Here is a 13,688-nt window from a genome sequence, read left to right as displayed (position 1 = left end):
ACCATCAAGACAGGCCACCTACCGGGAAAGGTTCGCGCCCGTTACATGATCGTTATTACGGGAGGGGTCAGGTCGGGCCGGCCAGCGCGCCGGGGCGGCTAACTGCCGCCTCGAAGGTTGCGGATGCCGAACACCACAGCGCCGAGTACGAGCACGACGCCCAGGAGTTGAAGGCCAGGCGAGTCGTCGGCCTCCCCGTGCACGATTCCGGCGACGCCGAGGGCGACCACGAGAACGGCGGCGACGGTCAGGGCGTACTTCATGGGGTTTCCTCCTCGACCCACTCCAGCAGGTCTCCGGGTTGGCAGTCGAGCACTCGGCACATCGCTTCGAGGGTGCTGAAACGGACCGCCTTGGCGCGGCCGTTCTTCAGCACCGCCACGTTGGCGGGGGTGAGCCCGACGCGCTCGGCGAACTCGCCGACGCTCATCTTGCGCTTGGCCAACTCCACGTCGATGCGGACGACGATGGGCATCAGATCACCGCTTCCATGTCGGTCCGCAGGGTGGTGGCCTGCCGCAGCAGCGCCCGCATCACCACCATGAGGAGCCCCAGCACCGTGACACCCATGGTCAACAGGAACAGCAGGATCGGACCGCCCGGGTCGTCCGCGTTGAAGCCGACGTAGAGGAAGACACCCACGAGGACCAGCCACCCCGCGCCGATGGCCCAGACGATCAGGTCGACCCACTTCAGGGAGGCCTCGGTGAAGATGCGGTCGTTCTTGACCATGTTGAGCAACTGCCACGTGGACACGATCACCACTTGGACGCACAGCACCCAGAACACCGTCACGGCGGTCAACGGCCACCGGAGGTAGGCGTGCTCCGGCGACTCCTGTGCCATGTGCGCGAACTGCCCCGGCAGTGAGAACGTCTGGAACCCGATCAGGACCACAAACAGGACCCCGAGTACGACTCTGAGAGCGGCTACCGCTCGATGCTCCGTAACCATGCATCGAGTTTCGCTCGTTACCTATCGAAAGTCAATCGGTCGCTGGAGCGTTGGCTCCCGCTCACGACGACGTCGGCCCGGGCGCCGGCCTCGCCTTCTGGGGGTAGAACGTCTCGTGACGGGCCAGCATGGCGACGAATTCGCCGATCTTGCGCTCACGGGTCTCCGCCCGCTTGACAGCATTGAGGCGATGGATGAGAGCGAACCGGTTGGCCTTGGTGAGCACGTCCAGCATGGCCTGGGCGGCGGGCTCGGCGGCGATGGCGGCGAGCAGGTCGGCCGGCACCTCCGCCTCCGACGGCGGGGCGTAGGCGGCCGCCCACCGCCCGTCCGCCTTCGCGGCGTCCACCGCGGCGCGGCCCGCCGGCAGCATCCGCCCCTGCTCCTCAAGCCGGGCCACGTTGGCGACGTTGCGTTGGGACCACGAACTGCGGGACCGACGCGGAGTGAATCGGATCCAGGAGGACTCCTCATCCCGCTTACGGGCCTGCCCGTCGATCCAGCCGACGCACAGGGCCTCGTCGACCGCCTGTTGCCAGGTCACCGTCGTGACCGTGCCACCCTTCCTGGTCAGGGCCAGCCAGACGCCGGGCGACGTGGCGTGGTTGGCCGACAACCATGCCCGCAGGGCCTCGGCGTCCGCGACGATCAACTCATCCAGCTCTGTGCTCGCCATGACGGCAGGCTAATCGCAGCGTCCGACGCTACGGCTCCGCGCTTCCAGGCCGGAAGAGTTCGTCTGGCGCCGGACGATCTGACGTCGTACGATCGGGCGGTGAAGACCCTTCCTGCCCCCGAGCCGTGGACGGCTGCCCTTCCCGAGGCGACACCGCCACCCGACATGGCGATCTATCAACTCCCCACGGGCACCTACGAGACGCGAGCGGCATTTGCCCTTCGCGGTGGCTCGTTCCGTGACAAGCGGCAGTTCGCCGCCACCGCCATCCTCGTGCGGCACCCGAAGGGCGACTTCCTCATCGATGCCGGCTTCGGGGCCGACGTCGCCGCGCACGTCGCCATGCAGCCGCGCTTCGCCCGCGCCCCCTTCCAGAGCACCCGAACCGTGCACGAGCAGCTCGATGACAGCGGTTACGACCGCACCAGGCTCCGCGGGGTGTTCCTGACGCACTCGCACTGGGACCACGCGGGCGGCCTGGACTCGCTCGACCTTCCGGTCTGGATGAACAGGGGCGAGCTTGAGTACGCCGCGAGCGACGGTGACGGCAAGGTCTTCCGCGCCGTCTCGCCCGGCCACGAGATCCGCGAATACTCCTTCGACGGCCCCGCGTACCTCGGCTTTTCCGCGAGCTTCGACGTCCACGGCGACGGTTCCCTGGTGCTGGCGTTGGCCGGCGGCCACACGACGGGGTCCGTGGTCGCGTTCGTGACCCTTCCGTCCGGGCAGCGCTACGCGTTCATCGGGGACCTGACCTGGCAACTGGACGGAGTTCACCGGCGGGTGGAACGCCCCTGGCTGCTACGGGCCCTCGCCGACAGCGACGCCGAACAGGTGCGACAGGGCATCCTGCGATCGGCCGCGCTGACCGAGCTGGTGCAGGTCGTTCCGGCCCACGACCGGCGCGCCTACGAGGGAATCCCGCTGCTGTCAGGTGCGGCGCGATGACCGCTGGACCGGCGCCGTCGCTCGACTCCGAGATCACCTGGCTGTTGCATCGCGCCGCCCAACGGATGCACGTGGTGACCGGTGAACAGGCCGAGAGGCACGGCTTGCACCTGCGGGACTACATCGTGTTGAGCGCGCTCGACAAGACACCCGGGCTGACCCAGGTCGAGCTGGCCAGGACCCTCGGGCTCGACAAGACCACGCTGATGACCCAACTCGATCGACTCGAACAGAAGAATCTCGTCGTACGCCACTCCGATCCCCGCGACCGCCGGCTGCGCATTCCGGCGATCACGACCACCGGCGAGAAGGTACGGGCGCGGGTCGCCCACGCCAGCGAGGAGGCGGAGCGGAACGCGATGGCCGGCTTCAATCAGGCCGAGGTCGACGTGTTCCGCCGGATGCTCTTCGCGATCATCGGCACGGCGGTGGACCCGGGGTCGTGCCTGTGATGCTCGGCGAGCACAGGTAGCTCGGCGCTCAGGCGTTCTCCTCGTCGGGAGATCGCTTGGCGCGGCTCGGCTGCACCCGCTTGGGCTCGCCGGGCATCTTCGGGTGGTCCGGCGGGTACGGCAGGTCGCCCTGACCGGCGGCGGCGTCCCGCTCGGCCCACTCCAGCAGCGGGGAGATGTCCCACGGTGCGTCGTCGATGCCGGCGTGCGGATCACCTCGCTCGGCGAGCCGGGCCGGCACGGTGCGCAGGTCGAAGTCGTCCGGGTCGACATCGGGTAGCTCGTCCCAGCTGACCGGGGTCGAGACGGTGGCACGCGCGTTGGCCCGCAGCGAGTAGGCGCAGGCGATTGTGCGGTCGCGCGCCATCTGGTTGAAGTCGACGAAGACCCGGGTGCCGCGCTCCTCCTTCCACCAGGCGGTGGTGACCAGGTCGGGGTTGCGGCGCTCCACCTCCCGGGCCAGCGCGATGGTGGCCCGGCGCACCTCGGTGAACGTCCAGCGGGGTTGGATGCGCAGGTAGACGTGCACGCCCCGACCGCCGGAGGTTTTCGGCCAGCCGGTCGCGCCCAGCTCGTCGAGGAGCGCGCGGACCTCGCCGGCGGCCCGCGCCGCGTCGGCGAAGTCGGTGCCGGGCTGCGGGTCCAGGTCGATGCGCAGCTCGTCGGGGCGGTCGACGTCGGCGGCCCGCACGGGCCACGGGTGGAAGACGATGGTGCCCATCTGCGCCGCCCAGGCCACGTGCGCCAGATCGGCCGGGCAGAGCTCCGACGCGTTCCGACCGCTCGGGAAGGTGATCTGCGTGGTCGTCACCCAGGGCGGCACCCCCCGGGTGGGCACCCGCTTCTGGAAGAACGCCTCGCCCTCGACACCCTCGGGGAAGCGTTGCAGGGTGGTCGGTCGGTCCCGCAGAGCGCGCATGATCCCGTCGCCGACCGCGAGGTAGTAGTGGAAGACGTCCGCCTTGGTGAACCCCCGCTGCGGGAAGATCACCCGATCCGGACTGCTCAGCCGGACGGTGTGCCCGGCCACCTCGACCTCGGCGGCCGCAGCCTTGGTGCCACCCATCCCGCGACCTTATGCCACGCCCCCGACGTTCGACGTACCGTTGAGGGGTGAGTCTTGACGACAACGAGCTGCCCCGTACCGACGAAGAGTGGCGGGTCCGACTGACCCCCGAGGAGTTCCACGTCCTGCGGGAGGCCGGCACCGAACGCCCGTGGACGGGCGAGTACGTGGACACGAAGACCCAGGGGGTCTACCACTGTCGCGCCTGCGGGCTGGAGCTGTTCTCCAGCGACACGAAGTTCGACTCGCACTGCGGCTGGCCGAGCTTCGACGACGCCATCCCGGGCCGGGTCAAGGAGATCGAGGACCGCACCCTCGGCATGGCGCGTACGGAGATCCGCTGCGCCCGCTGCGACAGTCACCTCGGGCACGTCTTCCACGGCGAGGGCTTCACCCCGAAGGACACCCGGCACTGCGTCAACTCGGTCTCCATCAAGCTGGAACCCCGCTGACCCGGACACCCAGGGCGTGACAGTGCTCAGGGCGTACCCGTACCCCTGAGCAGGTCGACCTCGGCGGTCCGGGACTGCTCGATCCGCCGGGCCAGGTCGCGGACCCGTTCGTTGCGGCCGACGCCGACGTGGGATCGGGCCAGGTCGGCGGCCGATCGCTGGTGGTCGGCGAGCACGTCGCGCAGCACTCGGTCGACGTCCGCGTCCGGCGCGGTCCGCAGCCGGTCGAGGGCGGCGTCGTCGCCGTGCCCGTCGTGGTGGTGTGCGGCCGCGCTGGCACCTGGCCCGGTCGTGGGCAACCAGCCGCGCATGGCGGCCAGTTCGTCGGCCTCGGTCGCCTCGACGGCGGCAGCCAGGGTGCGCAGCGCGTCGTCGCGCACCCGGTCCCGGGCCAGCCGGACGATCTGCAGGGTGCGTTCGCTGTGCCCGACCATGGTGCTCAGAAACACCACGTCGATCCCGCTCATCGCGTCCGCCTCGATCGCGGACCCGACGCCCGCGGACCCGGCACCTGCGGACCCGGCCGCCGCCGAGCCGACCGGGGACGCGGGGGCCGGCTGAGGCAGGGCCGACGGGCTCGACGTGGGAGATCCGGCGCAGGCTCCGGTGAGCAGCAGAGCGGCAACGAGGGACGCCAGCGGGGTATGGCGGGGCATGCCGGTTGCTCCGTTCACGCGAGGGCGGCGACACGGGTGCGACCAGGGGCCGCACCCGTGTGCGGTCAGACCTTGAGCCAGAGCGCCGGTACGTTCGGCGGCTCCCAGCCCGGGATCGCGGTGTGCGCCTGCCGGCAGCGGTACGTCGCTCCGCCGTAGGTGACCTGGTCGCCGACCTGGTACGCCCGACCCGTCGTCCAACTGCCGCCCGGCGCGGGCGGAGTGGTCGGCGTGGTGGTCGGGGTGGGCCGTGGGGTGGGTGAGGTGGTGGGGGTGGGCGTCGGGTTCGACCCTCCGCCGCCGATCTGCACGTCGATGCAGGAGTAGAAGGCGTTCGCCGTGTCGGAGATGTTCCACACCGCGAGGATCTTCTGCCGGCCGGAGAAGCCGCCGAGATTGACGTTGTGCGACACGGTGGCGCCCGGCTGCTGGCCGTTGCCGTTGACCACGCCGACCCGGGTGTTGCCGATCCAGTACTCCCAGTTGCTGGTGGCGTGCCGGGCGGTGTTCACCCAGGTGAAGGTCAGCGAGCTGCCCACCGAGGTGGCCGGCCAGCCCCGACTGTCGTCGTTGAGGACGGCGAACTGGGCGATTCCGGCGTTGCAGCTGCGTAGGCCCTTGGGCCCTTCGACGCTCTGCGGCTCGTACTTGATCTGCCCGCAGTCGGGCACCCGGCCCTGCGCGCAGAGCGCCTGTCGGCTCGGTGGGGCGGAGACGTAGCCGTGCGCCTGCGCGGGGGCGGCGACGGTGAGGGTGGCGGCGACGGCGCCCGCCGCCACCAGCGGGACGGTGATTCTTCGACGCATGGGGGCAGCTCCTTCTCCAGGGTCCGGTGGGTGCCCTCAACGTAATTTAAACATTGTTAACAGTAAAGACTCTGATCGATAAATCCATCGATGACGACAGTTTTCCTTTTCAGAGTCGGAGCAGGCTGCCCCGGTCGTCGACCTGGTCGGCCGACTCGTCGTCCAACCAGACGCCGCCGGTGCCGAGGTAACGGAACCGGTACTCCCCCGGCGGCAGCTTCACCGTCACAGTCCTGGTGCCGTCGCGGCGGGCCACCAACTCGTGCCGGCCCGGCTGCCAGCCGTTGAAGGAGCCGACGACGCTCACCGGGCCGGGCGGGGCATCGCGGGGAAGGCAGAAGGTGACCCGGGTCTGGTTGCCGAAGAGCTTGTTGCGCTTGATCACGGTGATCCTCCGGGGGTTGCGGCGGTTCACCCGGCATAACGGGCAACACGCCGACGCCGACACGCCGCGGTCGTGGCCAGGCGTCGACGTTCCGCCCCCACGCCAGGGTCACCTGGGTGATTCTGTAGGTACTTGTCCATTTAACGGAGGTTTTCGGTGGCAACCTGCGAGGTCTGCGGCAACGACTACTGGATGGCGTTCGAGGTGCACACCGTCAGCGGCGACGTGCACACCTTCGACTCGTTCGAGTGCGCGATCCAGCGCATGGCACCGATCTGCGAGCACTGCCAGGTCAAGATCGTCGGGCACGGTGTCGAGGTCAACGGCCGCTTCTTCTGCTGCGCACACTGCGCCCGCGCCGTCGAGGGCGCGGTGGGCGCCGAGATCCGCGACGCCGTCGGCGCCCGCCCGGCCTGACCGCGCCCGCCCGGCCGCGGGCCAACCGGATCACCACGCTGGGGTACGGTCGTCGCCATGCGGCCGTTCCTGGGCGTCCTGCCCCCGCCGCGCTCCTGAGCGGAGCGCCGCGCCTCTCGCCGACCGGGTGACCTGACCCCGCTCGGCCACCCTGTCGTACGCGCTCCGTCGACGTCGTCCCCGTCAACGGCTCACCCTTCGGAGCGCTCCCGTGTCCACGACCCGCACCGCGCTGCCGGCCGCCTCGGCCGCCGGCCACGCCGCCCGCAGCGGCCTGATCCAGATCACCGTCACCGGGGTGCTGTGGGGCACCACAGGCGTGGCGGTGCAACTCCTGCGCGAGAGCACCGGGCTCAGCCCGGTGAGCATCGGTTTCCACCGCCTCGCCATCGCCGCGCTCGTGCTGCTGGCGTGCACCGCCGGCCGGCTCCGCACGATCGTGACCACAGTGCGCGCCGCACCCGTACCGCTGCTGCTCACCGGCGTCGGCCTCGGCCTCTACCAGGCGCTCTACTTCGCCGCCGTGGCCTGGGCCGGCGTCAGCGTGGCCACCATCGTCAGCCTGGGCCTGGCACCGGTGCTCGCCGCGGCCTGGGAGTCGGCGCACGCCCGCCGGCTCCCAGGCCCGCTGCGACTCGGCACGCTGGTCGCGGCGGTGGCCGGCCTCGTCCTGATCACCGCCGCCACCGAGCACCCCGGCGCGGCGGCGCCCGCCCCGCTGCTCGGCCTGCTCGCGGCGGCCGGCTCCGGCCTCGGGTACGCGGTGACCACCCTGATCAGCCGTCAGGTGTCGCAGCGCACCGCGCCGATGACGCTGACCACCATCTCCACCGTGGTCGGCGCGCTGACCCTGGCGCCGTTCGCCCTGGTCACCGGGGTCAGCGTGCCGGTACGCCTCGACACCGTGACGCTGCTGCTGCACCTCGGCGTGGTCACCACGGCGGTCGCGTACGCACTGTTCTACGCCGGGCTGCGCACCACCCCGGGCAGCGTCGCGGCAGTGCTCACCCTGCTCGAACCGCTCACCGCCGCGGCACTGGCGGTGGCGCTGCTGCACGAACCGCTCCCCCTGCCGGTAATCGTCGGCGGTGTCCTGCTGCTCACCGCCGTGGCCGCCACCTACCTCGCACCCGACCGGGCGGACCGCCGGTGAACCCGCCCGACCTACCATCGGTGGATGCCCCAGCAGACCACCGAGCTACGGACGGCGTCCTTCGCCGACCTGAACGCCCGCACCCTCCACGACCTGCTCAAACTGCGCATCGACGTGTTCGTGGTGGAGCAGAACTGCCCGTACCCGGAGCTGGACGGGCGGGACGTCGAGCCGGGCACCCGGCACGTCTGGCTCACCGACGGCGGCGCGCCGCTGGCGTACCTGCGGATTCTGGCTGACCCGGACGGTGTCGCCCGGATCGGTCGGGTCGTGGTGGCCCCGGCGGCGCGCGGCGGCGGACATGCCGGCCAGCTGATGACGGCGGCGCTGGAGGTGGTGGGCAACCGGCCGTGCGTGCTGGAGGCCCAGTCGCACCTGGTCGCGTTCTACGCCCGGCACGGCTTCACGGTCAGCGGCCCCGAGTACGTGGAGGACGGCATCCCGCACACGCCGATGCGACGCGAAGCCATTGACGGGTGACGATCGAGCTGGCATGGTGCCGGGTAGGGCCATCGCGGGAGCCAGCGATCAGGCACGGGAGTGGGCAACTCCCGACGATCCGGGTGTCGACGTCCGACCTCATCCCCCCGGGGGCTCCATGTCTTTCACCCGATCACGACGCGTGCTCTGGGTGTTCGCCATCGCGGCGACCATCACGCTCCTGTTGACGACCGCACTGACCACCCTGCTGCCCATGCCCGCTTCGGCGCATGGTTCGGTCGTCGACCCGGCCTCACGTAACTACAGCTGCTGGCAACGCTGGGGCAGCGACTTCCAGAACCCGCGGATGGCCACCGAGGACCCGATGTGCTGGCAGGCCTGGCAGGCCGACCCCGCCGCCATGTGGAACTGGAACGGCCTGTACCGCGAGGGAGTGGGGGGCAACCACCAGGCCGCCGTCCCCGATGGCCAGCTGTGCAGCGGCGGACGCACCCAGAGCCCGCGCTACAACGCGCTGGACACCATCGGCGCCTGGAAGACCACAGCGGTGTCGAACAACTTCCGGCTCCGCTTCGTCGACCAGGCCCGTCACGGCGCCGACTACATCCGGGTGTACGTGACCAAGCAGGGCTTCAACGCGGCCAGCCAACCACTCGGCTGGGGCAACCTGGAGTTGGCCGGCCAGATCGGCAACACGCCCGCCTCCCAGTGGAGCCCGGACCCCAGTGGTGTCTCGATCCAGATCCCGGTCAGCGCGCCGGGACGCACCGGACGGCACATCGTCTACACCGTCTGGCAGGCCAGCCACCTGGACCAGTCGTACTACCTGTGCAGCGACGTCGACTTCGGCGGCGGATCGACCACCCCGCCGCCCACCACGCCCCCGCCGACGACCCCGCCGCCCACCACACCCCCGCCGACCACGCCCCCGCCGACCACCCCGCCGCCGGCCGGCGCCTGCACGGCGACGTACCAGGTGACCGGTCAGTGGTCCGGTGGCTTCCAGGCCGACGTGAAGGTGACCGCCGGCGGTTCACCGACCCGGGGCTGGTCGGTGAGCTGGAACTACGGCAACGGCCAGCAGGTCACCTCGTCGTGGAACGCGACGGTCAGCACCAACGGCACGCTGGTCACCGCACGTAACACCAACAACAACGGCACCCTCGCTGCCGGCGCGAGCACCACGTTCGGATTCCTCGGCTCGTGGAACGGCAGCAACCCGGTTCCGCTGGTCTCCTGTACGACGACCAGTTGATCCCCGTCCGGCGCCGCACCCGGGCGGGGGTGCGGCGCCGGTCGGCGGGGGTCAGACCAGGCAGTTGACGATCTCGGCTACCGAACGGCGGCGGCCGGTGTAGAACGGGACCTCTTCGCGGACGTGCCGACGGGCGCTGGAGGCGCGCAGGTCCCGCATCAGGTCGACGATCCGGTGCAGCTCGTCGGCCTCGAAGGCGAGCATCCACTCGTAGTCGCCGAGCGCGAACGAGGCGACCGTGTTGGCCCGCACGTCCGGGTAGCCGCGGGCCATCTTGCCGTGCTCGGCCAGCATCTCGCGCCGCTCGGCGTCCGGCAGCAGGTACCACTCATAGGAGCGGATGAACGGGTACACACAGATGTAGGGGCGAGCCTCCTCACCGGCAAGGAACGCCGGGATGTGGCTCTTGTTGAACTCCGCCGGCCGGTGCAGCGCCATCTGCGACCACACCGGGGTCAGCGCCCGGCCCAGCGTGGTGCGGCGGAACCGCAGGTAAGCGTCCTGGAGCGCGTCGCTGGACGCGGAGTGCCACCAGATCATCACGTCCGCGTCGGCGCGCAGGCCGGAGACGTCGTACACGCCCCGGATCACGACGTCCTTGCCAGCCAGTTCGTCGAAGAGGGACACCACCTCGCCGGTGACGTTGTCCCGCAGCGACGGCAGCGGGGAGCTGGCCCGGAACACCGACCACATGGTGTAGCGGATGCTGTCGTTCAGCTCCCGCAACCGGGCCGCGTTGGTCTGCTCGGTCATCTCGCCGATCCTCCCAGTGCTGTGATGATCTCTTCGGCCGCCGTCTCGCCGGAGCGGACGCAGACCGGGATACCGACGCCGTCGTAGCCGGCGCCGGCGAGGACAAGTGTGGGGTGCGCGGCCCGCAGCGCCGTCCGCGCGGCGGCAAGCCGGTCGGCGTGCCCCGGCGCGTACTGCGGCAGCGCACCGCCCCACCGCTGCACGTGCCCGTCGACCGGTGCGGGCAGCGGGGTGCCGAGCACCGCCGACAACTCCCGGTGCACGGTGGCCGCCAGGTCCGCGTCGGGGCGCTGAAGGTGCGCCTCCTCGCCGTACCGGCCCACCGAGGCGCGCACCAGGGCCAACCCGTCGGGCCGGCGCAGGTGCCCCCACTTGGTGGTGAAGAAAGTCGCTGCCTTGATCAGCAGGCCCTCGGTGCTCGGCACCAGGAAGCCGGACAGCTCGGGCAGTCGCGGCTGCGGCAACGCCATGGTGACCAGCGCGACGCTCGCGTAGTCCAGAGCGCCGACGCCCGCCGCCACCGCCGGCGCGGGGCCGGCGAGCAGCCGCGCCGCCGGTCGCGCCGGCACCGCCAGCACCACGGCGTCCACGTCCACCAGCTGGGGGTCACGCGTCGGGCCGACGGTGAGCCGCCAGCCGGTGCCGGTCGGGGTCAACTCGCGCACGGCGGCGTCCCGCCGCACCGTCGCGCCACTGGCCGTCACCGCCGCCTCGATCAGGGTGCTCAGCCCACCGGCGAGGGTGCCGAAGACCGGGGCGCCGGGCGCACGCGGCGCGGCGGCCTGCGCGGCCCGGACCGCGCCGACCAGGGTGTGCTCCACCCGGGCCGTGCGGGCCAGGGCCGGCATCGTCGTGACCAGGGAAAGATCGTCGGCACGGCCGGCGTACACGCCGCCCAGCATCGGGTCGACCAGCCGCTCGACCACCTCGTTGCCGAAGCGGGACCGGACCAGCGCGCCCACCGAGACGTCCGCGTCCGGCCCGACCAGCGGCCGACCGCCGTCGGTGTCGGCGTCCGCGGCCGGGCGGGCGACCGCGGCCACCCGATCCAGATCCCCGGGTACGCCCACCAGTGTGCCGCCCGGGATGGGGCGCAGCCCCCCGTCGATGACCAGCGCGGCCTGCCCCACCGTGGGGTGCACGATCTTCTCGGCCAGCCCGAGCCTGCGGGCCAACGCCACCGCAGCGCTCTCGGCGCCGGTCGGGTCGCGCATCAGGAACGACTCCGCGCCGAACTCCACCGGCTGACCAGCCAGCTCCCCGGTGCGCAGCTTCCCGCCCAGCACGCCGGACTGCTCGTACACAGTGATCTCGGTGCCGGCCGGTGCGCTGTCGCGCAAGCGGACCGCGGCGGCCAGACCGGCGATCCCGCCGCCGACCACCGCCACCCGCCAGGGCTGCCGCATTCCCGGTCAGCCCTGGTCGGCTCGGCGGCTGGACAGCTCGTGCACCAGCGCGACCACCCGGGTCAGCACCTCCGGGTCGGTCTCCGGCAGCACCCCGTGGCCGAGGTTGAACACGTGCCCGGGGGCCGCCCGGCCCTGCTCCAGGATGCGGCGCACCTCGGCCTCGACAACGGGCCACGGCGCGAGCAGCACGCACGGGTCCAGGTTGCCCTGCACCGCCTTGTCCGCGCCGATCCGACCGGTGGCCACGTCCAACGGTGTACGCCAGTCGACGCCGACCACGTCGGCCCCGGCCTCACCCATCGCGCCGAGCAGTTCGGCGGTGCCCACCCCGAAGTGGATCCGCGGCACCTCGGAGTTGACCAGCCCGCTCAGCACGGTGGTCGAGTGCGGCAACACGAAACGGCGGTAGTCGGCCTCGGAGAGCGCGCCGGCCCACGAGTCGAACAGCTGCACGGCGGAGACGCCGGCCTCGATCTGCACCCGCAGGAAGGCCAGCGTCACCTCGGCCAGGCGGGCACAGAGCGCGTGCCACAGCTCAGGGTCGCCGTACATCAGGGCCTTGGTCTTCGCGTGGGTGCGCGACGGCCCGCCCTCGACCAGGTAGCTGGCCAGCGTGAACGGCGCGCCGGCGAAACCGATCAGCGGGGTGTCGCCCAGCTCGACCACCAACTGCCGGACGGCCTCATCCACGTACGAGACGTCGTCACGGGTGATCCGGCGGATCCGTTCCACGTCGGCGGCGGTGCGGATCGGCTCGGCCACCACCGGGCCGGTGCCCGGCACGATGTCCAGGTCGATCCCGGCCGCGGCGACGGGCACCACGATGTCGCTGAACAGGATCGCCGCGTCCACGCCGTGTCGGCGCACCGGCTGGAGGGTGATCTCGGTGACCAGCTCCGGGCGCCGGCAGGACTCCAGCATCGGCACGCTCGCCCGGATCTCCCGGTACTCCGGAAGGGAGCGGCCGGCCTGGCGCATGAACCAGACCGGGGTGTGCGGGACGGGCCGACGTCGGCAGGCCCTGATGAAGGGCGAGTCGGCCGGTCCGCCGGGGCGGGAATCTCCGTCTCGGGCGACAGTGCCCGTGGTGTCCGTGGTCATCGCCGCAATCGTGCCACGCCCGCCACCCCCAACCGGGTGGGGGTGAGAGGAAGGGCACCGTTCCTTACCTGGGAGTCGAAGCGAGGGCCCCTCGGTGAGCGTCGGCGCGCCGTCGAAGCGGGGGGCGGGCGTCGGCATAGGCTGCCGACATGGCCCCCCCGATCGCGCTCCCGGAGACGTTCGCCCGCGCGGTCGCCGGGCTGCGGTCGGCCGCCCCGCGGCCGGAGATCACCCTGGAGGAGGTCGGCGCCCCGCAGCGGCTGGCCCCGTACGCGTTCGCGCTCGCCGCGACAGTGCTGCGCGACGACGACGAGGTGGCGACCGGCCGGCTGATCCTGCTGCACAATCCGGTCGGGCACGAGGCGTGGCAGGGCACCCTGCGGCTGGTCACCTACGTGACCGCCGAGCTGGAGGTCGATCTGGCCGCCGACCCGCTGCTGCCCGGGGTCGGCTGGACGTGGCTGACCGACGCGTTGGACGCCCAGGACGCCGGCCACCGGGCGATCGGCGGAACGGTGACGCAGACCATGTCGACCCGGTTCGGCGATCTCGCCGGGCCACCCACCATCGGTGACATCGAGATCCGCGCGTCCTGGACGCCGATCGACGACGACCTGACCCCACACCTGCTCGGCTGGTGCGCGTTGCTCGCCTCCACCGCCGGTCTGCCCCCACCCGGCGTCACCGCCCTCTCCGACCGCCGCCCGGCCGGCGCAGCCTGACATTCGGCCCTCGGGAGGCCACTTTGCGGACACCTGATCGAC

The 13,688-nt window shown here is 71.5% G+C and carries 19 protein-coding genes; 8 read left to right on the top strand and 11 right to left on the bottom strand.

The window, feature by feature from the left end:
* Positions 1-98 precede the first annotated feature (98 nt).
* From GUI43_RS33910 to GUI43_RS18270, 4 genes are all read right to left on the bottom strand, one after another.
* Entirely contained in the window at positions 99-263 is a 165-nt protein-coding gene (locus GUI43_RS33910) for a hypothetical protein (protein ID WP_167457709.1), read from the bottom strand.
* Positions 260-475, bottom strand: a complete 216-nt coding sequence (locus GUI43_RS18280) for a helix-turn-helix domain-containing protein (RefSeq protein ID WP_030336216.1) — start codon at positions 473-475, stop codon at positions 260-262. The genes GUI43_RS33910 and GUI43_RS18280 overlap by 4 nt, the downstream gene beginning before the upstream one ends.
* The gene (locus GUI43_RS18275; RefSeq protein ID WP_112584946.1) at positions 475-954 is read right to left on the bottom strand and encodes a DUF2975 domain-containing protein; all 480 of its coding nucleotides are present in this window, start codon (positions 952-954) and stop codon (positions 475-477) included. Before GUI43_RS18275 ends, GUI43_RS18280 begins: the two co-directional genes overlap by 1 nt.
* A 61-nt stretch (positions 955-1,015) precedes the next feature.
* On the bottom strand, positions 1,016-1,630 hold the full coding sequence (locus tag GUI43_RS18270) for a YdeI/OmpD-associated family protein (RefSeq protein WP_091400680.1): 615 nt from the start codon (positions 1,628-1,630) through the stop codon (positions 1,016-1,018).
* A gap of 99 nt (positions 1,631-1,729) precedes the next feature.
* Here GUI43_RS18270 and GUI43_RS18265 point away from each other — a divergent pair, with 99 nt between their 5' ends.
* Both GUI43_RS18265 and GUI43_RS18260 read left to right on the top strand, forming a co-directional pair.
* Positions 1,730-2,578 carry an MBL fold metallo-hydrolase gene (locus GUI43_RS18265; protein WP_249037780.1) on the top strand — a complete coding sequence of 283 codons (849 nt, stop codon included), beginning with the start codon at positions 1,730-1,732 and terminating at the stop codon, positions 2,576-2,578.
* A complete protein-coding gene (locus tag GUI43_RS18260; RefSeq protein WP_244220544.1) occupies positions 2,575-3,030 on the top strand; it encodes a MarR family winged helix-turn-helix transcriptional regulator in 456 nt (151 codons plus the stop codon). The genes GUI43_RS18265 and GUI43_RS18260 overlap by 4 nt, the downstream gene beginning before the upstream one ends.
* A gap of 28 nt (positions 3,031-3,058) precedes the next feature.
* Here GUI43_RS18260 and ligD read toward each other — a convergent pair whose 3' ends face one another.
* Complete coding sequence (gene ligD, locus GUI43_RS18255) at positions 3,059-4,096, bottom strand: non-homologous end-joining DNA ligase (RefSeq protein WP_112699336.1); 1,038 nt, start codon at positions 4,094-4,096, stop codon at positions 3,059-3,061.
* A 47-nt stretch (positions 4,097-4,143) separates the two neighbouring features.
* On the opposite strand from ligD, the gene msrB reads away from it, so the two are divergent.
* Complete coding sequence (gene msrB / locus GUI43_RS18250) at positions 4,144-4,548, top strand: peptide-methionine (R)-S-oxide reductase MsrB (protein ID WP_091400676.1); 405 nt, start codon at positions 4,144-4,146, stop codon at positions 4,546-4,548.
* A 26-nt stretch (positions 4,549-4,574) separates the two neighbouring features.
* Here msrB and GUI43_RS18245 read toward each other — a convergent pair whose 3' ends face one another.
* The 3 genes from GUI43_RS18245 to GUI43_RS18235 all read right to left on the bottom strand — a co-directional run bounded on the left by GUI43_RS18245 (position 4,575) and on the right by GUI43_RS18235 (position 6,395).
* Complete coding sequence (locus GUI43_RS18245) at positions 4,575-5,015, bottom strand: DUF305 domain-containing protein (RefSeq protein WP_258399425.1); 441 nt, start codon at positions 5,013-5,015, stop codon at positions 4,575-4,577.
* Between the two features lie 254 nt (positions 5,016-5,269).
* Positions 5,270-6,010 (bottom strand): lytic polysaccharide monooxygenase, encoded by a 741-nt coding sequence (locus GUI43_RS18240; RefSeq protein WP_112584938.1) that lies wholly within the window; start codon positions 6,008-6,010, stop codon positions 5,270-5,272.
* A 109-nt stretch (positions 6,011-6,119) separates the two neighbouring features.
* Positions 6,120-6,395 (bottom strand): isoamylase early set domain-containing protein, encoded by a 276-nt coding sequence (locus tag GUI43_RS18235; RefSeq protein WP_112604275.1) that lies wholly within the window; start codon positions 6,393-6,395, stop codon positions 6,120-6,122.
* A gap of 156 nt (positions 6,396-6,551) precedes the next feature.
* On the opposite strand from GUI43_RS18235, the gene GUI43_RS18230 reads away from it, so the two are divergent.
* The 4 genes from GUI43_RS18230 (at position 6,552) to GUI43_RS18215 (ending at position 9,661) form a co-directional block, all read left to right on the top strand.
* Positions 6,552-6,812: a metallothionein gene (locus GUI43_RS18230; RefSeq protein ID WP_091400670.1), complete on the top strand. Its 261-nt coding sequence runs from the start codon at positions 6,552-6,554 to the stop codon at positions 6,810-6,812.
* A gap of 211 nt (positions 6,813-7,023) precedes the next feature.
* Positions 7,024-7,965, top strand: coding sequence for a DMT family transporter (locus GUI43_RS18225; protein ID WP_112584934.1), 942 nt, complete (start codon positions 7,024-7,026; stop codon positions 7,963-7,965).
* Between the two features lie 24 nt (positions 7,966-7,989).
* On the top strand, positions 7,990-8,445 hold the full coding sequence (locus GUI43_RS18220; protein ID WP_112584932.1) for a GNAT family N-acetyltransferase: 456 nt from the start codon (positions 7,990-7,992) through the stop codon (positions 8,443-8,445).
* Positions 8,446-8,563: 118 nt separating this feature from the next.
* Complete coding sequence (locus GUI43_RS18215; RefSeq protein ID WP_112584930.1) at positions 8,564-9,661, top strand: lytic polysaccharide monooxygenase auxiliary activity family 9 protein; 1,098 nt, start codon at positions 8,564-8,566, stop codon at positions 9,659-9,661.
* Positions 9,662-9,712: 51 nt separating this feature from the next.
* On the opposite strand, the gene hemQ is transcribed toward GUI43_RS18215, so the two are convergent.
* The 3 genes from hemQ to hemE are packed head-to-tail and all read right to left on the bottom strand — an operon-like array spanning position 9,713 to position 12,924.
* Positions 9,713-10,414: a hydrogen peroxide-dependent heme synthase gene (hemQ, locus tag GUI43_RS18210; protein ID WP_091400658.1), complete on the bottom strand. Its 702-nt coding sequence runs from the start codon at positions 10,412-10,414 to the stop codon at positions 9,713-9,715.
* On the bottom strand, positions 10,411-11,820 hold the full coding sequence (hemG, locus tag GUI43_RS18205) for a protoporphyrinogen oxidase (protein WP_112584928.1): 1,410 nt from the start codon (positions 11,818-11,820) through the stop codon (positions 10,411-10,413). The genes hemQ and hemG overlap by 4 nt, the downstream gene beginning before the upstream one ends.
* A gap of 6 nt (positions 11,821-11,826) precedes the next feature.
* Positions 11,827-12,924, bottom strand: a complete 1,098-nt coding sequence (gene hemE / locus GUI43_RS18200; RefSeq protein WP_112584926.1) for a uroporphyrinogen decarboxylase — start codon at positions 12,922-12,924, stop codon at positions 11,827-11,829.
* Positions 12,925-13,073: 149 nt separating this feature from the next.
* On the opposite strand from hemE, the gene GUI43_RS18195 reads away from it, so the two are divergent.
* Entirely contained in the window at positions 13,074-13,646 is a 573-nt protein-coding gene (locus GUI43_RS18195) for a DUF3000 domain-containing protein (protein ID WP_091400652.1), read from the top strand.
* Positions 13,647-13,688 lie beyond the last annotated feature (42 nt).

Source organism: Micromonospora noduli (assembly GCF_003264365.1).
GTDB classification, from domain to species: domain Bacteria; phylum Actinomycetota; class Actinomycetes; order Mycobacteriales; family Micromonosporaceae; genus Micromonospora; species Micromonospora noduli.
The sequence above is the reverse complement of the archived record's forward strand: the minus strand, read 5'-3'. Positions and strand labels throughout refer to the sequence as shown.

Bases quoted from the DNA above. Each gene is read 5' to 3' on its own strand.
- GUI43_RS33910 (WP_167457709.1), bottom strand. From the start codon at position 263: ATGAAGTACGCCCTGACCGTCGCCGCCGTTCTCGTGGTCGCCCTCGGC.
- GUI43_RS18280 (WP_030336216.1), bottom strand. From the start codon at position 475: ATGCCCATCGTCGTCCGCATCGACGTGGAGTTGGCCAAGCGCAAGATG.
- GUI43_RS18275 (WP_112584946.1), bottom strand. From the start codon at position 954: ATGGTTACGGAGCATCGAGCGGTAGCCGCTCTCAGAGTCGTACTCGGG.
- GUI43_RS18270 (WP_091400680.1), bottom strand. From the start codon at position 1,630: ATGGCGAGCACAGAGCTGGATGAGTTGATCGTCGCGGACGCCGAGGCC.
- GUI43_RS18260 (WP_244220544.1), top strand. From the start codon at position 2,575: ATGACCGCTGGACCGGCGCCGTCGCTCGACTCCGAGATCACCTGGCTG.
- ligD (WP_112699336.1), bottom strand. From the start codon at position 4,096: ATGGGTGGCACCAAGGCTGCGGCCGCCGAGGTCGAGGTGGCCGGGCAC.
- GUI43_RS18245 (WP_258399425.1), bottom strand. From the start codon at position 5,015: ATGAGCGGGATCGACGTGGTGTTTCTGAGCACCATGGTCGGGCACAGC.
- GUI43_RS18240 (WP_112584938.1), bottom strand. From the start codon at position 6,010: ATGCGTCGAAGAATCACCGTCCCGCTGGTGGCGGCGGGCGCCGTCGCC.
- GUI43_RS18220 (WP_112584932.1), top strand. From the start codon at position 7,990: ATGCCCCAGCAGACCACCGAGCTACGGACGGCGTCCTTCGCCGACCTG.
- GUI43_RS18215 (WP_112584930.1), top strand. From the start codon at position 8,564: ATGTCTTTCACCCGATCACGACGCGTGCTCTGGGTGTTCGCCATCGCG.
- hemQ (WP_091400658.1), bottom strand. From the start codon at position 10,414: ATGACCGAGCAGACCAACGCGGCCCGGTTGCGGGAGCTGAACGACAGC.
- hemG (WP_112584928.1), bottom strand. From the start codon at position 11,820: ATGCGGCAGCCCTGGCGGGTGGCGGTGGTCGGCGGCGGGATCGCCGGT.
- hemE (WP_112584926.1), bottom strand. From the start codon at position 12,924: ATGACCACGGACACCACGGGCACTGTCGCCCGAGACGGAGATTCCCGC.
- GUI43_RS18195 (WP_091400652.1), top strand. From the start codon at position 13,074: ATGGCCCCCCCGATCGCGCTCCCGGAGACGTTCGCCCGCGCGGTCGCC.